General features: G+C 32.7%; 22 protein-coding genes. All 22 read left to right on the forward strand.

Features of this window, described 5'->3' with window-relative positions; genetic code table 11:
• Positions 1–48 precede the first annotated feature (48 nt).
• The 22 genes from LX95_RS10815 to LX95_RS10920 all read left to right on the forward strand — a co-directional run bounded on the left by LX95_RS10815 (position 49) and on the right by LX95_RS10920 (position 23,915).
• The gene (locus LX95_RS10815) at positions 49–840 is read left to right on the forward strand and encodes a polysaccharide biosynthesis/export family protein (RefSeq protein ID WP_111541478.1); all 792 of its coding nucleotides are present in this window, start codon (positions 49–51) and stop codon (positions 838–840) included.
• A complete protein-coding gene (locus tag LX95_RS10820; protein ID WP_111541479.1) occupies positions 840–3,302 on the forward strand; it encodes a GumC family protein in 2,463 nt (820 codons plus the stop codon). Before LX95_RS10815 ends, LX95_RS10820 begins: the two co-directional genes overlap by 1 nt.
• Positions 3,303–4,589: a nucleotide sugar dehydrogenase gene (locus tag LX95_RS10825; RefSeq protein ID WP_111541480.1), complete on the forward strand. Its 1,287-nt coding sequence runs from the start codon at positions 3,303–3,305 to the stop codon at positions 4,587–4,589.
• The gene (locus tag LX95_RS10830; RefSeq protein WP_111541481.1) at positions 4,589–5,566 is read left to right on the forward strand and encodes an SDR family oxidoreductase; all 978 of its coding nucleotides are present in this window, start codon (positions 4,589–4,591) and stop codon (positions 5,564–5,566) included. Before LX95_RS10825 ends, LX95_RS10830 begins: the two co-directional genes overlap by 1 nt.
• Before the next feature lie 11 nt (positions 5,567–5,577).
• Positions 5,578–6,432 carry an ABC transporter permease gene (locus LX95_RS10835; RefSeq protein ID WP_111541482.1) on the forward strand — a complete coding sequence of 285 codons (855 nt, stop codon included), beginning with the start codon at positions 5,578–5,580 and terminating at the stop codon, positions 6,430–6,432.
• A 224-nt stretch (positions 6,433–6,656) separates the two neighbouring features.
• Positions 6,657–7,913: an ABC transporter ATP-binding protein gene (locus LX95_RS10840; protein ID WP_111541483.1), complete on the forward strand. Its 1,257-nt coding sequence runs from the start codon at positions 6,657–6,659 to the stop codon at positions 7,911–7,913.
• Entirely contained in the window at positions 7,904–8,608 is a 705-nt protein-coding gene (locus LX95_RS10845) for a sulfotransferase (protein WP_170116610.1), read from the forward strand. The genes LX95_RS10840 and LX95_RS10845 overlap by 10 nt, the downstream gene beginning before the upstream one ends.
• Positions 8,609–8,612: 4 nt before the next feature.
• Positions 8,613–9,686 carry a DegT/DnrJ/EryC1/StrS family aminotransferase gene (locus tag LX95_RS10850; protein WP_111541484.1) on the forward strand — a complete coding sequence of 358 codons (1,074 nt, stop codon included), beginning with the start codon at positions 8,613–8,615 and terminating at the stop codon, positions 9,684–9,686.
• Between the two features lies 1 nt (position 9,687).
• A complete protein-coding gene (locus LX95_RS10855) occupies positions 9,688–10,395 on the forward strand; it encodes a WbqC family protein (RefSeq protein WP_111541485.1) in 708 nt (235 codons plus the stop codon).
• A complete protein-coding gene (locus LX95_RS10860) occupies positions 10,392–11,204 on the forward strand; it encodes a sulfotransferase domain-containing protein (protein ID WP_111541486.1) in 813 nt (270 codons plus the stop codon). Before LX95_RS10855 ends, LX95_RS10860 begins: the two co-directional genes overlap by 4 nt.
• Positions 11,195–12,214: a glycosyltransferase family 2 protein gene (locus LX95_RS10865; protein WP_111541487.1), complete on the forward strand. Its 1,020-nt coding sequence runs from the start codon at positions 11,195–11,197 to the stop codon at positions 12,212–12,214. The genes LX95_RS10860 and LX95_RS10865 overlap by 10 nt, the downstream gene beginning before the upstream one ends.
• Positions 12,215–12,416: 202 nt before the next feature.
• On the forward strand, positions 12,417–13,349 hold the full coding sequence (locus tag LX95_RS10870) for a glycosyltransferase family 2 protein (RefSeq protein ID WP_111541488.1): 933 nt from the start codon (positions 12,417–12,419) through the stop codon (positions 13,347–13,349).
• On the forward strand, positions 13,349–14,287 hold the full coding sequence (locus LX95_RS10875) for a DUF6625 family protein (protein ID WP_111541489.1): 939 nt from the start codon (positions 13,349–13,351) through the stop codon (positions 14,285–14,287). The genes LX95_RS10870 and LX95_RS10875 overlap by 1 nt, the downstream gene beginning before the upstream one ends.
• Position 14,288: 1 nt before the next feature.
• Positions 14,289–15,425, forward strand: a complete 1,137-nt coding sequence (locus LX95_RS10880; protein WP_111541490.1) for a glycosyltransferase family 4 protein — start codon at positions 14,289–14,291, stop codon at positions 15,423–15,425.
• Between the two features lie 9 nt (positions 15,426–15,434).
• Positions 15,435–16,556, forward strand: a complete 1,122-nt coding sequence (locus LX95_RS10885; RefSeq protein WP_111541491.1) for a glycosyltransferase — start codon at positions 15,435–15,437, stop codon at positions 16,554–16,556.
• Positions 16,557–16,566: 10 nt separating this feature from the next.
• Entirely contained in the window at positions 16,567–17,598 is a 1,032-nt protein-coding gene (locus tag LX95_RS10890; protein WP_111541492.1) for a glycosyltransferase family 4 protein, read from the forward strand.
• Between the two features lie 30 nt (positions 17,599–17,628).
• Positions 17,629–18,645 (forward strand): GDP-mannose 4,6-dehydratase, encoded by a 1,017-nt coding sequence (locus LX95_RS10895; protein ID WP_111541493.1) that lies wholly within the window; start codon positions 17,629–17,631, stop codon positions 18,643–18,645.
• Complete coding sequence (locus LX95_RS10900) at positions 18,645–19,829, forward strand: glycosyltransferase family 4 protein (RefSeq protein WP_111541494.1); 1,185 nt, start codon at positions 18,645–18,647, stop codon at positions 19,827–19,829. Before LX95_RS10895 ends, LX95_RS10900 begins: the two co-directional genes overlap by 1 nt.
• Entirely contained in the window at positions 19,826–20,833 is a 1,008-nt protein-coding gene (locus LX95_RS10905) for a glycosyltransferase family 2 protein (protein WP_111541495.1), read from the forward strand. The genes LX95_RS10900 and LX95_RS10905 overlap by 4 nt, the downstream gene beginning before the upstream one ends.
• A 62-nt stretch (positions 20,834–20,895) precedes the next feature.
• Positions 20,896–21,399: a serine acetyltransferase gene (locus tag LX95_RS14835; protein WP_146240781.1), complete on the forward strand. Its 504-nt coding sequence runs from the start codon at positions 20,896–20,898 to the stop codon at positions 21,397–21,399.
• A gap of 67 nt (positions 21,400–21,466) precedes the next feature.
• On the forward strand, positions 21,467–22,861 hold the full coding sequence (locus LX95_RS10915) for an asparagine synthase-related protein (protein WP_111541497.1): 1,395 nt from the start codon (positions 21,467–21,469) through the stop codon (positions 22,859–22,861).
• Positions 22,851–23,915 (forward strand): glycosyltransferase family 4 protein, encoded by a 1,065-nt coding sequence (locus tag LX95_RS10920; RefSeq protein ID WP_111541498.1) that lies wholly within the window; start codon positions 22,851–22,853, stop codon positions 23,913–23,915. Before LX95_RS10915 ends, LX95_RS10920 begins: the two co-directional genes overlap by 11 nt.

Here is a 23,915-nt window from a genome sequence, read left to right on the forward strand (position 1 = left end):
TATTAGGTCTTAAAAGTTATATTTGCTTCTTATAGAAATGTCTTTTTAATGAAGTTGATAAAGCTTATGTTGCTTTTTATCCTTATCGGAAGTTTTACTTCTTGTATAGGGACAAAGAAACTCACCTACTTACAAGAAAGTGAGCAGCAAGTAGATAGTCTCATGGCTATTAGACAAATTCAAAAGCCTTACCGCGTTCAAACGAATGATCTCTTAAGTATTCGGGTAAAAGCATTAGACCAAGAACTGGTAGGTATGTTTAATCCTATCGATGATAATAATGTAAGTGCTACTGGAGAAGAACGTTTGTATTATGACGGATTTCTCGTAGATAATCATGGCAATATAAGGGTTCCCACCCTAGGAGAAATCAATGTTTTAGGATTTACTTTAGAAGAAATTCGATTAAAGATTGAAGAGGAACTTCTTACCAATTATTTTAAAGAAGAAGCCAATATCTTTGTAACCGTAAAATTAGCAGGAATTCGCTATACCACGATTGGAGAAATAGGTTCTGGTAGTCAGGTGATTTATAAAGATCAAGTCACGATTATGGAAGCCATTGCCAATGCCGGAGATATCGAGCTTACAGGAGACCGTACAGATGTTGTGGTTTTAAGACAATATCCAGGCGGTCAAAAAGTACACCATATCGATTTAACTGCTTTAGATGCTATTAATTCTCCTTATTATTATATACAGCCTAATGATTTGATCATGGTAAAACCCTTACCTCAAAAAAGTTTAGGATTTGGGGTAAACGGACTAGAAACCTTTTCTGCCGTGGCCTCTGTAGTCGCTTTAATCACGTCCCTTATTTTACTTTCAAACCGATTGTGATGGAAGAAGAATTTGAAATTAATGACAGTACGACTGGGAATTTTGACATAAAAGGATTTATCCTTAAAGTGTTTAGTTACTGGTACATTTTTATCATTAGTATTCTAATAGGGCTTGGAATTGCTTATTATATCAATGTCAGAAAGCTTCCGGTGTATCGTTTAAGCTCTCTTATTAGTATTAAAGACGATCAAAATCCTTTTTTTACGTCTAATACCAGCCTTACTTTTAATTGGGGAGGGACTTCCGATAAGGTGAGCACAGCAGTAACTACACTCAATACTCGATCCCATAACGAACAGGTGGTAGAACGTTTACAATATTATTTAGAATATTTAAGACAAGGAGAATATCAAAAAGTAGATGCTTACGGACAAACGCCTTTCCTTATTGAGGTGGATACTTCTCGTTTTCAAGCTTTGCATACGCTTATAGGGATTCGATTTATCGATTCTTCTCAGTATGAACTGAGTTTAACTCGGGAAGAACCAGGGCACGTTTCCTTGATGCGTTATCATGATAAAGAACAGAGTTCCTTGTTTTTAGAAAACGGGACCTTTAAAAGAACTTTTAAATTAGGGGAATCGGTTCGCTTGCCTTTTGCTAATTTTACTCTAACTCGGTCTAAAAATCCATTAGTCACTGGAAAAACTTATTACATACAATTTCTAAATTTTGATAATGTTGTCAAGAGTTATCAAAATATTCGAGTAGATGCAGAGCAAAAAGGAGGCTCGGTCTTGTCTTTATCTTTAACGGGTAATAACAAAGAGAAACTGGTAGATTACCTCAATGCAACGGCAGAGGTGCTAAGCGATAATATGCTGAGGCGTAAAAATTTGTTTGCTACCAAGACCATTCAATTTATAGATAGCAGTCTGCAAGAGCGGTCTAAAGAGTTGAAAGTAGTTGAAGATGAAATGAATAGCTTTAAAAAAAGCAATGCCATTATCGATATTACTGCGGAAGCACAAAATTTACGTGTAAAATTAACCGATTTTGATGTTCAAGAACGAGATCTCAAACGCAGACTTAATTATTTGGTGACACTCGAAGATTATTTAGAATCTCGGAGTGATTATAGTAGTGTTCCCGCGCCTTCGGTAGCAGGAATAGAGGAGCCTAGCCTTACAAGTGGGGTTTCTCGGATCATTACCTTATCGGAAGAGCGAGAAAAATATCAATATAGTTTAAAAGAAGACAATCCTACCTTTGATGATATCGATCGGAAAATTAATGCTACCAAATCGGTTTTATTAGAAAACATCACTTCCTCTAAAGGATTATTAAAGTCTGAGTTAAATACTATCCGTAAAGAAATTGCTTCCTTAGAAGGAGAAGTTGCCAACTTACCTCAAGAACAACAAGATTTACTTAAAATTGAGCGCCGCTATAATATCAGCGAACAGACGTATAATCTATTTTTAGCGAAACGAAATGAAGCAGGTTTGGTCAAAGCTGCCAATGTAAGTGATGTACAAGTGATCGATGAAGCCAAAGATGTGGGAGGCGGGAAAATAGGTCCGAATACGCAGTTGAATTATGTAATGGCTGTTTTGCTGGGAAGTGTCATTCCATTGGTATTTGTTTTTGTCATCGTATTTTTAGACAATAAAATCAACAGTGCTAAAGATGTTGAACGTTTATCTCCAGTACCTATTTTGGGAATGTTAGGGAAGAGTAGACAATCGAGTAATTTGGTGGTGTATAATAAACCTAAATCGGCTATTGCTGAAAGCTTTCGAGGTTTACGCGCTAGTCTGCAATTTATCTATAAGCAGCAAGAAATTACGGGATGTAAAACCGTATTGATCACTTCTTCGGTATCTGGGGAAGGAAAGACGTTTTGTTCTATGAATTTGGCTTCCGTATTTGCGATTAGCGGAAAGAAGACCATTCTATTGGGACTGGACTTAAGAAAGCCTAAAATCTTTGATGACTTTGAAATTACCAATCAGGTAGGAATAGTCAATTATTTAATCGGTCAAAAAAGCAGCGAAGAAGTTATACAAAAAACCAAATACGATCATCTAGATGTTATAACGGCGGGTCCCGTACCTCCTAATCCTTCAGAGTTATTGATGAACGATAAAATGGATGAAATCATAAAAGAGCTGCAAGCTACCTATGATTACATTATTCTCGATTCACCACCTGTAGGTTTAGTTTCTGATGCTTTAAATTTAGTGAAATATGCCGATGCTTCCCTGTATATGGTCCGTCAGGGCTATACTAAACATGCCATGCTGGGGGTAATTAATGAGAAATATAAAAAAGGAGAGGTAGAAAATATTAGTTTTGTTCTTAATTATTTCCAACAAAAAGCCAAATACGGTTATGGCTATGGTTACGGCTATGGCTACGGTTATGGCTATGGAAATTACGGGAATTATGGAAATGGATATCATGATGACGAAAAAAAACAATCTCTATTTAATAAGGTCTTTAAACGGAAAAAATAAATGAAAAATCAACCACATATTGCGATTATAGGTTTGGGCTATGTAGGACTTCCTTTAGCTGTAGCTTTCGCTGAAAAATATTCTGTTATCGGTTTTGATATCAACCAAAATCGCGTTTCTCAGCTTCAGCAGGGAACCGATCATACCTTAGAAGTATCTGATGAACATTTACAATCAGTTTTAAAGGAAGAAAAAAACAAAGGCTTAGCGCTATCTTACACTCCAGATTCTTTAGCTGATGCGGAAGTCTATATTGTTACGGTACCCACACCAACCGATAAAAATCACCGTCCGGTACTTACTCCCTTAGAAAAAGCAAGTGAAACCATTGGTAAATACCTTAAAAAAGGAGACGTAGTTATTTACGAATCTACAGTTTATCCTGGAGTGACCGAAGAAGTATGTGTACCTATTCTAGAAGCGGTATCGGGATTAAAATTTAACGAAGACTTTTATGCGGGCTATTCCCCAGAACGCATCAACCCGGGTGATAAGAAACATACGGTGACTCAAATTTTAAAAGTCACCTCTGGTTCAACTCCAGCTATGGCTCAGCAAATTGATAAGTTGTATGCTTCTATTATTACTGCTGGAACCCATTTAGCACCGAGTATCAAAGTAGCAGAAGCAGCCAAAGTTATTGAAAATTCACAGCGGGATATCAACATTGCCTTTGTGAATGAGTTGAGTAAGATCTTTAGGCTATTAAATATTGATACCGACGCAGTACTAGATGCGGCGGCGACCAAATGGAACTTTATTAAGTTTACTCCGGGATTAGTAGGTGGTCATTGTATAGGAGTAGATCCTTATTATTTAGCACAACGAGCCCAAGAAGCAGGTTATAACCCCGAGATTATTTTGGCAGGAAGACGTATGAATGATGGGATGGGTGCCTATGTCGCTCAAGAAGTTATTAAATTAATGGTTAAGAAAGAAGCGACAATTAAACGTGGAAAAGCCTTAGTATTAGGAATTACATTTAAAGAAAACTGTCCCGATGTTAGAAACACCAAGGCTATTGATGTCATCGATTCACTTAAAGAATATAATTTAGAGGTCGATGTTTGTGACCCTTGGGCCAACCCAGAAGAGGTGAAATCTATATTTGATTTGGAATTAATCACCGATTGTAAAGAATTACAAAGCACTTATGATACCATTGTATTGTGTGTTTCTCATCAAGAATTTTTAGCCTTAGACTTTCAAGCCCTACGCAAACCCGAAACGGTCGTATTTGATGTAAAGTCCTTTTTACCTAAAGAAATCATAGACGGAAGATTATAATGGAGTATACTACAGCATACCACACTCAAGATTTAAAAGATTATTCATTTCTTATTACGGGAGGAGCTGGTTTTATTGGCTCTAACTTGGTACAATATTTATTAGAACACGGGGCTAAAAAAGTCCGTGTTCTAGATAACCTATCCAATGGCTATTATGCCAACATTGAAGAATTTGAAAACCACTCAGCTTTCGAATTTATGGAAGGTGACATTAGAGATTTAGAGACTTGCAAAAAAGCCCTTAACGGAATAGATTACGTAAGTCATCAAGCTGCTTTGGGGTCAGTTCCTCGTTCGATTAACGATCCTATCACCTCTAATGATGTGAATGTGAGCGGATTTTTAAATATGTTAGTTGCACAAAAAGAAAGTGATTCCGTAAAGCGATTGGTTTATGCAGCCTCTAGTTCTACCTATGGAGATAGTAAAACCTTACCTAAAGTAGAAGAACAGATCGGAAAACCTTTATCTCCGTATGCCGTTACCAAATATGTAAATGAATTATATGCCGATGTGTTTGCTAAAACTTACGGAATAGAAATTATAGGTCTGCGTTACTTTAATGTATTCGGTCCTAAGCAAAGTCCCAATGGAGCCTATGCAGCAGTAATTCCTTTATTTATGCAAGCTTTAAAAGATGGGGAAGCCCCTACCATTAATGGAGACGGAGAACAAACCCGAGATTTTACCTTTGTAGAAAATGCGGTTCAAGCCAATGTTAAGGCTTTGTTCGCTCCTCAAGAAGCTGTCAACGAAGTCTATAATGTAGCTTATGGAGAACGCATTAGTTTGAACCAACTGTGGAAATCTTTACAAGAAGCCGCAGGATCAGATTTAAAAGCAGAATACGGACCCTCACGACAAGGCGATGTGCGTGATAGTTTGGCTAATATCCAAAAAGGAAAAGACAAATTAGGTTACGAGCCTCAATATAGCGTTCATAACGGATTACAAGTGACTTGGTCTAATTTTTAAATCCATAGAGTGTGAAGCAGGAAGAGTGGTTATATGAAATTACACCCAAACGCAAACTGATTGATCTCAATCTAAAAGAAATTTGGCGGTATAGGGATTTGCTTATTCTTTTTGTAAAAAGAGATATTGTCACTGTATATAAGCAAACCATTTTGGGTCCGCTTTGGTTTTTTATTCAGCCTTTGTTTACTTCGGTGATCTTTACCTTAGTGTTTAGTAACATCGCAGGGCTTAAATCGGGTGTGATTCCTTCTTTTTTATTTAACCTGGCGGGAATTACCGCTTGGAACTACTTTAAAGAATGCCTTACTGGGACTTCAAATACCTTTCGCGGGAATGCGGCTATTTTTGGAAAAGTATATTTCCCAAGAGCCATTATGCCACTTTCGGTCACCATCTCCAATTTATTGAAATTTGGAATTCAATTGTCTATTTTTATAGGCTTTTATTTGTATTATGTGTTGATCGGGAAGGATATAAGTCCGAATTTCTATTTGCTGCTATTTCCTGTATATGTATTGATGATGGCGTTAATGGGCTTAGGCTTAGGGATGTGTATTTCAGCTTTTACGACCAAATACCGAGATTTAACCGTGTTGGTAGGTTTTGCGACTTCATTACTCATGTATGTATCGGCAGTTCCTTTTTCCTTAGCGGAAGCCATTAAGAAAGTACCCGAATTGAGTTGGGCATTTCAATACAATCCCATTACGCAATTGATTGAAGGCTTTCGTTTTATGACGCTTGATTATGGGATGTTTACCTGGGGCGGATTTATATACGCATTAGTTTTTTCTATTTTATTATTTTTGGTGGGATTAATTGTATTTAATAAAACAGAAAAGAATTTTATTGATACGGTTTAGGGTAGTAATTAGCAGTTAGCGATTAGCTCTTAGCGGTTAGCAGTTAACAGTTAACAGTTAGAAGTTAGCAGTGGGGCTTAGGACGAAAGACTTAAGAAGTGAGGAGTTAGCGGTTAGCAGTTGGTAGTAAACAGTAAACAGTTAAAGGTTAGAAGTTAGCAGTGGACTTAGGACGTAAGATTTAAGAAAAAACAGAATTAAAAAAGATTAGTTGATAAATTACTATGAGTGATGTAATTCTTAAAGCAGAAAATATTAGTAAGCAATACCGACTGGGAACGGTAGGGACGGGGACCTTAAGCCATGACCTTAACCGTTGGTGGCATCAGCTTCGCGGAAAAGAAGATCCTTATACGAAAGTCGGAGCAGTCAACGATCGTAGTCAAAAAGCTACTGAAGATTATGTATGGGCGATTAAAGACATTAGCTTTGAAGTAAAACGCGGAGAAGTTTTGGGGATTATCGGGAAAAATGGAGCTGGAAAATCAACTTTACTAAAAATACTCTCAAGAGTCACCGGCCCAACGACAGGTTCTATAAAAACCCGAGGACGTATCGCCTCTCTCCTAGAAGTAGGAACAGGCTTTCACCCCGAACTCACTGGTAGAGAAAATGTGTTCTTAAATGGCGCCATTTTAGGAATGACCAAAGCCGAAGTGAATGAAAAGCTAGAAGAAATTATTAGTTTTTCAGGATGTGAAATGTATATTGATACTCCTGTAAAACGCTACAGTAGTGGAATGCGGGTACGTTTAGCATTTGCCGTCGCCGCCCATTTAGAACCCGAAATTTTAGTCATCGATGAGGTCTTAGCCGTAGGAGATGCTGAATTCCAAAAAAAGGCCATCGGTAAAATGCAAGATATTTCTCAAGGTCAAGGGAGAACGGTATTATTTGTCAGTCATAATATGGCTTCTGTAAAGAGTTTATGTACACGGGCTATTGTCTTAGAAAACGGTTCTTCGGTCTTTGAAGGTACAACAGACGAAAGTGTTAGCTATTATTTAAGTTTAGGTAATGATAAAGGAGCAGATTATTTACGATATTTTAATAAAAAAGAATTTAATCAACTAAAATTTCAATTAATTAACTTTGGAGTAAGAGCTAGAACTAAAGATTATGGTGCACCTTTGTTGAGAACCGATGACTTATATTTTGAAATAAATTTTATAAATCCTAAACAAAAAAACCTGATTCTTAGTTTAAGATTTAAAGATGAGCAAGGTAACTTTATATTCGTTACCACTTCCGAAAAAGATTTTCAATTAAAGGAAGAAGCACAATTAATACATATGTGTGTTCCAAAATCTTTTTTTAACCAAGGAGTATTTTTTGTTGATATACAGGTAACCAATGGCAAAAAATTACTTTTTAGGAAAAAAGACGCCATTTCATTTAATATTATTCAGGAACAAACTGCTTTAGGTAGATGGATGGGGAAAACCCCAGGAGCTTTAAAACCACATTTTAAATGGTACTAAATAAGGTCGGTTTTATAAAAAAAATAAAAGAGGGTATTTGGCAGATACAAAAAGCTAATAAACCAAAAATTTTTGGAATAGGTAACAATAAAACAGGAACTACTTCACTAAAAAGTGCAATGCAGGCTCTTAATTATAAAGTAGGAAATCAAAGACAAGCAGAAATAATGCATCATACTTGGGCTAAAAGAGATTTCCAACCTATTGTTGAGTATTGCAAAACTGCAGAATTTTTTCAAGATTTTCCATTTAGCAAACCTTTCACTTTTATTGCTTTAGATCAAGCTTATCCTAATAGTAAATTTATTTTAACAGTGCGTAGTTCGCCCGAAGAATGGTACAATTCGTTAATAAAATTTCATGCTAAACTTTGGGGTAAAAATGGTAGAGTACCCACGAAGGAAGATTTAAAAGAAGCCACCTATATCTATAAAGGTTGGGCTTGGGAAGTAAATCGTTACAATTATAATAGTCCAGAAAATGATCCTTATAACAAAGAAGCATTAATTAAAAATTATCTTTGTTATAATCAACAAGTAAAAGAATATTTTAAACATCGAAAAAATGATTTGTTGGTTTTAAATGTAGCTCAACCCAATGCTTATCAAGAATTGTGTAAGTTTTTAGGGAAGGAAGTTATTCAGAGTAATTTTCCTTGGACCAATAAAACAGCTGATTTAGATTATAGAAAATAAAACCATGATATACGTAACTAAAACTTTTTTTCCACCTTTAAAAGAGTACAAAAGCTACCTAGAACGTATTTGGGAAAATAAATGGTTGACTAATAATGGAGAACTGTATAAAGAATTATCTAGTCGACTTACCGACTACCTTAAGGTAAGACATATTCTCCCCATGACTAATGGAACCTTGCCTCTCCAAATTGCCTTAAATGCATTAGGGAAACAGGGAGAAATAATAACTACACCTTTTAGTTATGTCGCTACTACATCAAGTATTGTATGGGAGAAATGTAGTCCTGTCTTTGTAGATATTCATCCAGAATTTTTAAGTATTGATGAAACCAAAATAGAAGCTGCAATAACAACTCAAACAACGGCGATTTTAGCTACCCATGTTTTTGGAAATCCGTGTGCGATAGAAGAAATTGAAAAAATAGCTAAAAGATACCACCTTAAGGTTATTTATGATGCGGCTCATTGTTTTGGTGTTGAATACAAAGGGCAATCGGTGTTCAACTATGGGGATGTTAGTACTTGTAGTTTTCATGCTACTAAATTATTTCATACAGGAGAAGGAGGAGCTGCTTTTGTACAGAATCAAGAAACGTTTCAACAACTTTTTTATCGTCATAATTTTGGACATAATGGTCCCTTGGAATACCATGGCTTAGGAATTAATGCTAAAATGAATGAGTTACAAGCGGCCATGGGCTTAAGTGTTTTACCTTATATAGAAAAAATAATTGCCAAACGTAAAGTAATTTGTGATTTCTATGATCAACATTTAAATTTAGGAACGATAAGTAAATTAAAATTAAGAGATCATACAGAGTGGAATTATAGTTATTATCCTATTATCTTTAATACAGAAAAAGATTTATTACAAACAGAGAAAGCTTTAAACGAAAACAAGATTTTTCCTCGCAGATATTTTTACCCGAGTTTACATCGATTGGATTACGTAAAAAGTGATGCTATGCCAATTTCTGATCAAATATCCAAAACAATTTTATGCTTACCTCTATATGATAGTTTAAAAAAAGAAGATCAAAGAAAAATAATTTCTATAATCAACAAACACTTGTAATATGACTTTGGCGGTTATGCAACCTTACCTATTTCCTTATATAGGTTATTTTCAACTGATAAAAGCTGTAGATGTATTTGTTTTTTATGATGATGTCAATTTTATTAAGCAAGGTTGGATCAATCGAAATCAAATATTGGTTAATCATGAAGCTAATTTATTCACCGTTCCATTAAAAAAAGCAAGTTCTTTTAAACAGATTAATCAAGTAGAAATAAATGTTACTTTATATCCTCAATGGAAAAAAAAGTTTTTAAGGAAAATTGAACAGAGTTATACTAAGGCACCTTATTTTAAAGAGGTGTTTCCTCTCATTTCAAATGTATTTTCAGCTCCTCTATCTAACATATCAAATTTAGCCATACATAGTATTATTGAAGTTTCGAATTATTTAGAATTAAATAAAAAGTTTATGATTTCTTCTGAAACATTTTCAGAAACAAAAGAACAAGAACGAACACAAAAGTTAATTTCTATCAATCACCACTTAAAAGCAACTACTTATATTAATGCTTTGGGTGGTAAAGAATTGTATAGCAAAGAAGAGTTTAGAAGAGAAGGCATAAAATTACATTTTTTAAAACCTAATCTTAATGCTTATGAACAATTTGGAAGTGAGTTCGTGAAAGGATTATCTATGATAGATATATTAATGTTTAATAGTAAAGAGGATATAATTAAAATGCTTACTAATTTTTCTTTAATATGAGAAGGATAGCTATACATAGCGTACCGCGTTCGGGTTCAAGTTGGCTTGGAAGTATTTTTGATTCATCTTTACACGTAGTATATCGTTTTCAGCCCTTGTTCTCATATACTCATAAGGACCAACTAACAGAGAATTCAAATATTGAAGAAATAGACAATTTCTTTAAAGACATTCAATGCACCGATGATCAATTTGTGTTACAAGCAGTAGCTAAAAAAAATAACTCAATTCTACAATTTCAAAAGTCTAGAACATCCCATATTGTTTATAAAGAAGTACGATATCATCATATATTAGAAAATCTTTTATATAAAGATAAAAATATCAAGGTAATTGGATTGATACGAAACCCTTTTGCCGTGATTAACTCTTGGTTGAATGCTCCTAAAGAATTCAAAAAAGAGCTGAATTGGAAAGTAGATGAAGAATGGAGAGATGCTCCTAAGAAAAATTTAGCTCAACCTGAAGAATTTAATGGTTATAATAAATGGAAAGAAGCCGCTTTTTTATACCTTAAGTTAAAAAAAAAGTATCCTGAACGTTTTTATCTTCTTGACTACAATGATTTGTTACTAAATAAGGTTGCAACCGTTGAAAAGCTTTTTAATTTTTCCAACCTAGAATTAACTCAACAAACTCTAAATTTTTTAAATATATCTTCTCAGAAAGAAGGTAAAGATGCTTATTCCGTTTTTAAGCAAAAGAAAAATGATGATCAATGGAAAAAGGCGCTGCCTAGTTTTATTATCGAAGAAATTGAAGCAGATGAAGATTTTCAACGTTTAAATCAAATTTTTCAATGGATTTAAAAGTCTTTAAATCAAAATATGAAAAGGTAAAGGTGCAAGCATACCCTCATGCAGTTACATCAACTCCAAAGGTATCTATTTGCGTGCAAACCTATCAACATGCTAATTACATTAGAGCATGTTTAGATGGAATATTACATCAGCAAACCAACTTTTTATTTGAAATTTTATTGGGAGAAGATAATTCTAATGATGGCACACGAGAGATATGTAAAGAATATGCTGAAAAATATCCTAACCAAATAAGATTGTTTTTACATCATCGCGCGAATAATATTAAAATAGATGATCGTCCCACAGGGCGGTTTAGTTTTTTGTATAATTTATATCATTCTAGAGGTGAATATATAGCGATCTGTGAAGGAGATGATTATTGGACGGATCCATTGAAATTACAAAAGCAGGTGGATTTTTTAGAAGAAAATCCAGAATATGCAATTTGTTGTCATAATTCTAAAATAATTGATGAGAAAGGGAATGCAATTCAACAGAAAAAGCTTCCCAAATTACAAAAGGATCGGGATTACTCGAGGGTAGAATTGAAAAAAGGAGCATTTATATTAACTCTTAGTATGGTTTTTCGTAATGTAGTAAAAGAGTTTCCTGCTTCCTTTCCCAAAGTATTAAATGGAGATACTTTTTTAATAAGTTTATTGGGAAGTCACGGAAAAGGAAAATATTTAGAAGAAATAGAATCCGCTGCGTATAGGGTTCATAAAGGCGGTATTTGGAGTAAAATAGATCAAAGTAAGCGTATATATGCTAGAATGACATTCAATAAATATTTAATGGATTACTATAAGCAAGATGCAAATTTATATACTCATTTTTATCAAAAACAAATTAAAACTAGCCGTGACTGCATGAAAAGCATATCTTGTAAATGTAGTTTTAAATATTATATTAAATTTAATTTGTTATATATGAGGTACAACCCCGTGCTTCGTTCGCGATATCGATTGAAAATTTTATTGAAAAGTAATTGGCTATATTGGATATATAAACATTAGCTCTTAATTATACTTTGGAGCGGTTCAATAAAATTTCAGATTTACCTTTACTAATAATATAGTATTTTTAAGAACAATGATTGGATTACTTGTAGTGTTGCTTTATTTTCAAAAAACAACTTTTATTTTATTTCTACACGTAAACTTTAATCTTTTATTGCTTTCAAAATCCGTATTATTGTAATCTAGTTAATTTCGGCAGATGAATCAGAAAGAACCTTTAGTTTCTATCATTATTCCTACTTATAACCGTGCTCATTTAATAGGAGAAACCTTAGATTCTATTATAGCACAAACCTATGAAAATTGGGAGTGTATTGTGGTAGATGATGGAAGTAAAGATGGTACTGATGTAGTAATGCAGAATTATTTAGAAAAAGATGCTAGGATACAATATCATCTCCGACCAGAAGAACATTTATCTGGAGGAAATGGTGCACGTAATTATGGATATAAATTAAGTAAGGGAGAATATGTAAAGTGGTTTGATTCAGATGATTTAATACACCCCGAATCAATAGAGAAGAAAATTAATTTGTCCCAAGAACATGATGTTCAATTTATTGCTTCCAAGCACACAAAAGATATAGAAGATTGGACAGGAGATATTTTAGAATTAGAAATTTTTGAATCTAAAAATTTCTATAAAAATTATATTTTAGGAGATAAAATGCTTATAACTGGTGATGTGTTATTACGAAGAGATATAATTGGTAATCATCGTTTTGATGAAAGTATATTTAAAATGCAAGAGTATGAATTTTTTTCTCGTGTAATGGTACAGTCCATAAAATATTGTTATCTAACATCTTTTCTTTTATACTATAGAGAAACAGATGATTCTATTTCTAAACAAACATCTTCTGGAATAAAAAAATTTCAAAATTCAATTTTATCTATTGCAAAAAAATTTCTAGAAAATTATTTGTCAGATAAGGATATAACTGAAAGAGCAAGATATATAGGAAGGAAGAGTTATAAATCAGCAGTAAAAAAAAATAAATTGATTTTTCTATTACAGAATTTTAATTTTTTTAAATTCTGTTACAAAAAGAAAACATTGTCTATGCTTTTATGGATGTGTTATAATCTTATCTCAAAAAGAGGGTTTGATAGAATGAAACCAAAAAAATAATGAAAAAAATTTTATTAATTATCCCTTATTTTGGTGAATGGCCTCCTTGGTTTGATGCTCACATGGTGTCAATTAAGAACAATCCATCTATTGATTGGTTATGTCCTACCGACTGTGCTGTTCCGAAAAATCATCCTGAAAATATAAAGTTTTTAAAAATTGATTTGAAAACCTTAAACAAAAAGGTCAATAGAGTAGTTGACTGTGACGTACCATTAATACCAAGAAAGTTTTGTGAATTAAAACCTGCATATGCTCATATCTTTTCAAAAGAAGTAGAAGGTTATGATTTTTGGGGTTTTTGTGATATGGATATCATATGGGGGGATATTCGTAATTTTATGAATACAGATATATTAAGCAAATATGATATTATATCATCTCGTAAGGAAGCTATATCAGGACATTTTAGTTTATTTAAAAACTCAAATAAACTCAATACGCTTTATCGTAAAATACCTAATTATCAGGCCTTGTTTGAACACCCTAAATTACAGAGGACTGACGAAAAAGTTTTTACAAAAAGTTTAAAAGAAAACTCTGAATTTAAATTATTATCCTTAAAAATTTGTTGGAATTCTATTTTATGTAATCAAGAACATGGAATTGACTCTCATCAAGAATATTATTTAGATAAATGGAGATGGCAAGAAGGAAAACTTATAAATAATATTACTCAAGAAGAAGTAATGTATCTCCATTTTATTAATTGGAAACGGACAATGAGGTATTCAGAAGTTTGTTATAAAGATGATCCACAACGCTTTTATATTTCGTTTAATGGAATGCATTATCAATTACATACAAGTGCACAAAAGATGTGGCGTAATTTTGCAAATGTTTTTTATGGGTATTATATGAAAGAGAAAAGGAGAAAACAAAAATTAAAATTTAAAAGTTTATTGAAAAGAGTTAAACGAAAATTAAATAATACATAATTTGAAGATCTCACTTTTACATCCGTTTACTCCTAAAGCTGCTGGAGTAGTAGAAAAAAGTGTGGCTACCTACCATAGTCAACCACATCTAAAAGCTATGGAGCAATTAGCGAAGGAGTTTAAATATGAAATGAATCTAGAATACTTTACTCCAAAATTTAGCCTGTATAAGTATACTTTTGAAAATGTAAATTATAAATTTTATCCTGTAAGCTTTCAATGGAATGGTAATCATAAAAAATGGAAAAAGCAAAGCTCCAAAAAATGTTTTAAAAGTTATAAAGGTTCGGCTCCAGATGTAACTATTATTAATATGTCTGCTCACGCAAGTTCATTTTGCCATAAGTTAGCAAAAGAGTTGTGCAAGCAACAAAAACCTTATGTCCCAATGTTAGGCGGGCAGCATTATAGTAATACTCCTGCAAATTTAGAATATTACCAAAAAGCTCATCATATTTTAGTCCATACTCACTTACAGAGGCAACAAATGCAAACGATGAACATGTTTAAAGGGAAAGATATACGTGTGTTCCCTCTAGGCGTGAACACGGAAAAATTTTCACTAAAAGAAAAAAATAAGAATTACACATCACCAAAATTGTTATATGTAGGTAGAATAACACCTCTAAAGCAAGTACATTTAGCTATAGAAGCAGTAAAAAAACTCAAGTCTTCTGGATTAACCAATGTTTTTTTAAATATTATAGGACCCGTGAGTTCAAAAGAATATTTACAAGAATTAAAAGGGTTAGTGAAAAAGTATTCGTTAGAGAAAAACATTAGTTTTTTAGGCCATAAGGAACACGATGAACTACCTAATTATTTTCAAAGCGCTCATTTGTTATTATTACCAAGTACTCATGAGTCATTTGGTATGGTCATGGTAGAAGCGATGGCGTGTGGTACACCTGTAGTCGCAATGGAGGGGTCAGGGGGCCCAGAAGAAATTATAGATCACGCCAAGAATGGTATGTTATGTACGTTAAAAAATTATGCGAATACAGTTTCTAATTATTTTCAAGATATTTCTAAAGCGGAAGACTTTTCTAAAGCTGCAAGAAAAAAAATAATTGAGAATTATAGTATGGATAAAACTTATGAAGTTTTAAAATCATCTGTACAAGACGCTATAAAGTAGATAGGATAAATGGCTGACTATAAAATTATTATTTATACACCTCAAGAACTGAACCATTCTTCCTATATTCAAACAGGTTTGTATGAACTTGAAGCAGAAGGTTTTATAGAGGTACATGTTGAACTAAATACGGACAAAAGATTAGGGAGATATTTTGTAGAGCAAGGCATTCTTCAAATTAATAGTAAATCACACCCTAAAACTTCTTTTTATAAGTTTATGGATTTAAAATCAAAGAAAGAGCTTCTTTTTGCTACAGATTTATATGATTTTGCAGATCAATTTTCTAAACATGCATTAGAGACCTGCGATTATGTGTTTAAACGTAGTTATGATAGTAAGTTTGTAGATAAATTACCAAAGACTCTACAATCTAAGATTTTTCCATTAGGATTGTGTTTTGGTGTGCGATCTAAGTACCAAAATACTTGGCTTCCCTTTTTGTTGGGGATTTTAGGAAGTAACTTAAGAATACAAACTAAGTTAAATCGTTTTTTGTTTCAGCGTTGGCTGAAAACCTATCGAAGTCAAAAAAAACATTGGAATTTTATTAAAACAACACGAAATTTATCGAGATTCAAGTCATTTGAACCAGCTAATAAAGATATTATTTTATTTCAAACTCGTTGTTTTAAAGAGAACCAGCAGGACGTTATAGATATTCATCAACAGCGTTACCATATTATTAAATTACTTAGGAAAGAATTTCCGGATAAATTTAAAGGAGGTTTTATAAAGTCAGAGTTTTTTTTAGATAAATTTAAAGATGCTATTTCTAATGTGCCTAGTGATCCAGAAAGTTATTTAAATGTACTTAAATCTGCTAAAATTGTTATATATACTAGAGGTCTAGCTAATTCTCCAGCTTGGAAAATGCCTGAATATTTGTCTCAAGGAAAAATAATTATAGCAGAGCCTTTAACCACAGAACTTCCTGTGTTATTAGAACATGGAAAACATCTTCTGTATTTTCATTCAGACGAAGAACTCATTACAAATATTAAGTCCGTATTATCTAACTCGATATTAGGTGAAAAGCTATCAGAAAATGCTCGAGCTTATTTTGAAACTCATATTAGTCCAGAAAAAAATGTAAAACGTATTTTAACACTTATGAATTCTAATTTGTAAACTCTAAAGCTTGAAAAAAATAATAGTACACCACCGTTCATCGCATCATGCCCATTATTCGGGTTATGCTCGTCTTATTGATTTTTTAGACGATCCTGATGTTGTTCAGGGAGAAACTAAACTTCCGTATCGTTTTGCAAAATGGCTAGGAGAAATGAGTACTACTAAAGCTGGTCTCTATGATTCACAAAGTGTTCAAAAAGAAATGGAGCTATTTTTTCATTTAAAAAAATCTTCTAGGAAAGAAAAAACAATTGTTCACTACCTAAATGGAGAACGAGATATTAGGTACTTATTAAAATATAAAAAAGAAAATAAACAACTAAAATTTTGTGCTACTTTTCATAAGCCTCCAGAAGTTTTAAGAAAGATTATAAAAGAAACAAGTTATCTCAAGAAACTAGATGGAGCTATATGTGTAGGGGAAAATCAAGTAGATTTTCTTAAAGATTGGTTAGGCATAGAACATGTAAACTATATACCTCATGGGATTGATACAAGATTCTTTCATCCTTTGAATAAGGAAAAACATTCTAAAAATATGCTGTTTGTAGGACAGCATTTGAGAGATTTTGAAATGTTGAATACTACATTACCGATCATATTAGCAGAAGATAAGGATGCTTCCATTGATATTATTTTAAAAAAGGAATATAAAGAAAAAATTAAACTTCCTAACTCAAACCGAATTCGCATTCATTCTGGAATTGTAGATAATCAACTTAGAACATTTTACCAAAAGGCTACTTTTTTATATTTGCCTTTGTTAGATAGTACTGCGTGTAATTCTATTTTAGAGGCTTTGGCTTGTGGTTTACCTGTTTTAACATCAAATGTAGGAGGAAATCAAGCTTACCTTAATAATAGAGGTGGTTTTTTGTTGTCAGATAAAGATGAATTCATACAATTAGCTTTGAACTTACTGGAAGACTCTGACAGATGTGACCTATTGTCTGAAGAGGCTAGATTACAAGCGTTAAAGTATGATTGGAAAAATATAGCTACAAATATTAATTCATTTTATAAAAAAATAAATTATTAAAAAAAAATAAAAGTTAATAGTTAGTGTTTTATGAAAAAAATTCTCGTTACAGGCGCTGCCGGTTTTATCGGATTTCACCTTTGTAAAAAACTTTTAAGTTTAGGCTATGCAGTAATCGGTTTAGATAACTTAAATAATTATTATGATGTGAGCCTAAAGTTTGATCGATTACAAGAATTAGGCATTGAGCGACAAGAAGCCTCGTATTATAATCAAACTTGTTCTTCTACAAAATATGCTGACTTTGAGTTTATTCAGTTAAAATTAGAAGATCGTGTCCATTTACCTAAGCTGTTTCAAAAATATCAATTTGATCAGGTCTGTAATTTAGCTGCACAGGCAGGTGTTCGTTATAGTATTGAAAATCCAGAGGTTTATGCAGACTCCAACATTAGCGGCTTTTTAAATGTGTTAGAATGTATGCGTCACCATCAAGTAAAAAAAATGGTTTTTGCTAGTAGCTCTAGCGTTTATGGTAATAGTAATAAGGTTCCATTTATGGAAACCGATAGCGTAGACGAGCCTATTAGTGTATATGCGGCCAGTAAAAAAGCAAATGAGTTATTAGCGTACACTTATAGTCATTTATATCGTATTCAGTGCATTGGTTTACGTTTTTTTACGGTGTATGGACCTTGGGGAAGACCTGATATGGCTATCTTTTTATTTACCGATGCGATTATAAATAACCGACCTATCAAGGTGTTCAATAAAGGAAACCTGTCTCGTGATTTTACTTATATTGATGATATTATCGAAGGAGTTACCAAGACGATCGAACATGATCTACCTCATGCTAGCTTATATGAGATTTATAATATAGGAAACTCAAACCCTGTGGCTTTAAAAGACTTTATTTCAGCTATAGAAAAAACTACAAAAAAGAAAGCGATCAAAGAAATGTATCCCATGCAACCCGGTGATGTATTGACCACTTGGGCAGATACAACTAAATTACAAAAAGACTTTAATTATCAACCTACCACTTCTGTAGAAAAAGGAATTAAAGAATTTGTGGCTTGGTATACCACCTATTATAAATTATAATGGGCAAAAGCAAACTCCATATTGTTATTTTTGATGGAACCTTCCAAACTACTGCGTTTATCAGAAGGCTGATTTTGGGGTTGCAAAAAGAACATCAGGTCTATGTATTGGGGTTTAATGAAAATTTAAAAGAGCCCATATCTCGTGTCAAGTATGTTTCTTTAGGTGATAACAATTCTAAGTTAAAGCTTAGCTATACAAGCATCCAATTGGCTTTACAAACATTTAGTATTCCTATTATTTTAAATACGTTGACACGGATTTTATCAGGGAAAAGAAAAAAGCTTCAAGAACAAAATTTGCAACTTCAGTTAAAAAAAATAAACCCAGATGTCATTCACGCTCAATGGAATTCTGTTTTACCTTGGTTAGAACCTTATTTAACTCATAAAACTTACCCTATAATTCTAAGTCAGCGTGGTTTTCATACCAATGTACGTCCGTTTATAAACTCTGATAATAAAAATTACCTTCAAGAATGGTATCCAAAACTTAGTGGAATCCATTCAGTATCCAAAGCAATTTCTAAAAAAGGTAAAAAGATAGGGATACCTAGATCTCATATCGATGAAGTAGTGTATACGGGATTAGATTTTTCTAAATTTCCTGCGATAAAATCATCTAAGCAAACAGATAAACTTAGAATCATCTCTGTAGGAAGGCCGCATTGGATAAAAGGATATACTTATGCGCTTGAGACGATGAGAATTTTAGCAGAACAACAACTAGATTTTGAATATATCATTGTAGGCGCTTTTGGAGATGAAGAACTCACTTATTTAATTCAGGAATTTAACTTACAAGATAAAGTAAAGCTTACTTCAAAATTAGAACAGGAAGAAGTTTTTAATAGAATGAAAAATGCTTCTTTATTTTTATTACCCAGTTTGGAAGAAGGAATTGCTAATGTAGCGGTGGAAGCCATGGCCTTAGGTGTACCTGTGATTAGTACCAACTGTGGAGGCATGGAAGAGTTGATTGCTCATGACATTGAAGGTTGGGTTGTTCCTATACGAGATCCTCAAGCTTTAGCTGCACAAATAAAAACTTTTATAAGTTTAAAAGAATTTCAAATAAAAAATGTATGTATTGCGGCACGTAAAAAAGTAGAACAACAGCATAGCGAAACAAAAATGATTACCAATATGATAAATCTTTATCACACAACAAAAAATACAACATGAAGGTAGCCGTAGTAATGACTGTAAAAAATGAGGAACGTTTACTTCTACAGAACATACAGTATCATTTAGGTATTGGAATAGACTGTATCTTTATTTATTTTGACGGAACTACTGATCATGGGAAAGAAAAGGTAAAAGAAATATCAAAAGTGATAGTACAGGACTCTGTTCAAGCTGAAAAGTATAAAGATAGAGATTATTTAGATAGATTCACTTCTAATGCTCAAGAGCACCATACGGCACGACAGTGTTTAAATACCTATGATGCTTTAGAACAATCAAAAGCAGCTGGAATAGATTGGCTAATTTCCTTAGATGCAGATGAATTATTTATCACTAATGAAAAGGGCTATCAATCTGTAGAAGAGTTTTTTACAACTTATAATGAAAACGGAGTTGAGCAAATACATTTAGAACCTTTAGAGATTATAGCTAGACAAGAAAAGTATGATAATGTCATGGCAGAAGAAACACTTTTTAAGGTGAAAAAATCTTTTAAATCTAAATTCGATCAAATTTATCATCAAATTTATAACCCTTATACTAAAACCCACCTAACTACTTCTTATTGGCTAGGACAAACGATGGGCAAGGCGGCTATTCGTGTAAATTCTGGTTTGATACCTAAAAATGTTCATCGATATGAACATGGAGTAAAAAATAAAAAAGTAGTCAAAATAAATGCTGGAAATGTGTTGCATTACCATATGTATGATTTTGAAGATTTTATTAAGAAGTTTAAAAACTTTAAGGATCATCCTCCAGTTTTTTTAAGCGGGAATGCTATTGAAAATTTCAAACAATTGTTCATTCAATTGGTGAATGATCCTAATTTTAACCAACGAGAATTAAAAAAATATTATAAAGAAAACTTATTTTTTGATTCAAAAAAATTAAAAGATTTAAAAAAAACAAGATTTTTTAATATCTTAAGTAGAAAAGAGAAAGCTTTCATTGAAATTACAAAATCAAAAGAAGTTTTAAAAGGTTTTACACACGAATAATAATTAGCTTAAAAAAGATAATTCTATCAAGTTTCTCTAGAAAATACGTTTTAAATAATGAAATGATACAAAAAGATATAGGACAAACCTTTTTAACAAGGGGTTGTAAGGCAAAAAAGAAAACGATAAAGAAAAAATTTGAGCATTTGATGCTTTATTATCCAGAATTTGCCTTTATATTTTTTTGGAGAATCAAGAAAAAAAACCACCCATTTGCACCATGGTTTATAAAACAAGATTACTTATGTAAAATATTCGGAAATACAAAAATTGGAGGAGGACTTAATTGTTATCACCCTTTTGCTAGCGTTATCAACGCTAAAAGTATAGGGGAGAATTTTCAGTTTAGAAATGGACTCACGATAGGCAATAAAAACAATGATAATACGCTGGTACCGGTGATTGGAGACCAAGTGACAGTAGGGGCCAATGTGATCATCATATGTGAAATTACTAAAGGGAATAATGTAGTGATTGGAGCAGGGGCTGTGGTGGTAAAAGATGTACCCGATAATTGTGTAATCGCAGGGAATCCTGCTGAAGTTATCAAAAGCCTACATATATAAGTTTGATTACTTTAGTTATTCTGTAAATTTTTATAGTTTTAGCCCCCAACCCATATCGTTAGCCTACGTGAAAAAAATAACTACTCCCATTATTCCAGTACAAGCTTATTTGGTGAAAAATGATAACGCCAAAGGGATTGACTATAAAGCAATTTGCTTATTTGCAGCTACGGGTTTTTTTTGGGAAAAAGATGATTACTGGAAAAATCAAAATGTATTAGCTCCTGCCAGTTTCCATCAACTAAACGATACGGGAAAGCTAACTTCATCTGAACCTTATTTTAATTGGCATTACCAGCCAGACCACAACCGGAAATTTAATGATGTTTTAGAGAAATTTACTCATCTCTTTGAAACTATTATAGCAGAGCAGATTGGGAATCAACAGGCAATTTTACCAATTTCAGGAGGATTAGATAGCAGGTCGCAAGCAGTAGCTTTAAAACATTTAGGAAAAGAAGTCACTTCTTATAGTTATTCTTTTTCAGGTGGCTATTCAGAAAGTGGTATAGCTAAGAGAATAGCCAAAGCCTGTAATTTTAAGTTTCAGGAGTTTTTTATTCCTAAAGGTTATTTATGGGATGTCATTGAAGACTTAGCTGAAATCAACGGCTGTTATTCTGAGTTTACTCATCCGCGTCAAATGGCAGTTTTGCCAGAATTTAATAAAATGAAAGGTGTGTTTTCGTTGGGACATTGGGGAGATGTACTCTTTGATAAAGGGGCTTCAGAAAATTATACTGAAGAAGATTTGGTGCCACTGGTGGTTAAAAAAGTAGTGAAGAAAGGAGGATTAGAGTTTGCTAATGCGCTGTGGAACAGCTGGGGGTTAGAGGGTGATTTTCAAGATTATTTAGAAAGTAGAATTCAAGAATTATTAAATCAAATAGATATTGACCACATAGGAGCAAAAATGCGCGCTTTTAAATCTCAATTTTGGGCACCTCGTTGGACTTCGGTAAATCTTTCTATTTTTGAAAAGGCGCACCCAATTAGCGTTCCTTATTATGATAACCGTATGTGTGAGTTTATCTGTAAAGTACCCGAAAAATATTTAGCGGACCGTAGACTTCAGATTGCCTATATTCAAAAAAGGAATCCAGCAGTAGCTAAAATTACATGGGAAGATCAGCGACCCTTCAATTTAAATAATTACCAATATAATAAAATACCTTATAATTTACCTTTTAAAGTAAGTAGGAAGCTGAAAGCTGGGGTAAATAAGATTCAGCAGAAAAAATATATACAACGGAATTGGGAACTTCAATTTCTAGGAAAAGATAATGAAAAGCAGCTTCAGACCTATTTATTTGAAAATGATTTAAAAAATTTCATTCCAGAAAAAGTAACAAAAAATTTCTATAAAAAATTTCAAGAAAAAGATTCGGTCAACTATTCTCACCCTGTAAGTATGTTGTTAACACTTTCGGTATGGAATAAAAAGTTTAATCATGAAGGCTAAAAAAATAAAAGTTCTTTTTACGATACCCAACTTTAAAACAGCAGGAAGTCAATATGTTTTACTTTCCTTGTATAAAGAAATTGACTACTCTATATTTGATCCTTATATCGCAGTGGAAAAGTTTCCTGATGTAAAACCAGCAGCTATTCCTGATGACAGATTCTTATTTTTTCCAAAAGGAAAAGGTTTTTGGCAAGAAGTGTTCTCTATGTCTTCTACCTTGAGAAAATTAAAAATTGACATAATTCATTCGTGGGATTATAAATCTACTTCATTAGAAGCTTTGGCTGCGAGGTTAAGTTTTATCCCATATTTATACACTAAAAAAAATGATGCTTGGTCTAAACGCTGGTTTTTAAAAACTTTGCTCTCTAATCACATAGCTTATGATCATCCCAAAATGAAGGTTAAATTTTTTAATCATTTTTTATTCAATAATAAACTTAGCTTTATACCTCACGGAGTGAATGAAAATATATTTTATGCTAAGAAAAGAATCCAAGCCAGTTCTATTATTAAATTAGGATGTATTGGAAATATTAATTCAAACAAAAATCAATTATTCTTGCTTGAAGCTATGAACTTTTTACCCAAAAATATTCATTTATTTTTATATGGAAAGACAGAGCAAGATTACTTTAAACAGCTTAAAAACTTTATAAGTAGTCATCAATTAGAAGAACGCATTCATTTTAAAGGTTTTGTTTCTAATCAAAATTTGCCAAAGGTTTTAAATGGTATAGATGTTTTTATTTTGCCTTCGAAGAAAGAGGGTTTGCCGGTATCTATACTAGAAGCACTCTCATGTCAGGTACCAGTATTGGCATCAGATTCGGGAGGAGGAACTTCTTACATTGCTAGTAAAGGGGAAGGTATTAAAGTTTTTGATATTTTAGATATGGATGGTTTCTTACAATTAATAAGACCTTTATTAAGTGATTCTAACCTGAGAAAAGAATTAGGTGAAAGCGGTAGGGTTTTAATAGAAGAAAATTTTACTTTAGATAAAGAAATAAAGTCTTATGAAAAGCTTTATTTACAGTTAACAAAATAA

It is taken from the genome of Mesonia algae, assembly GCF_003253545.1.
GTDB lineage: Bacteria > Bacteroidota > Bacteroidia > Flavobacteriales > Flavobacteriaceae > Mesonia > Mesonia algae.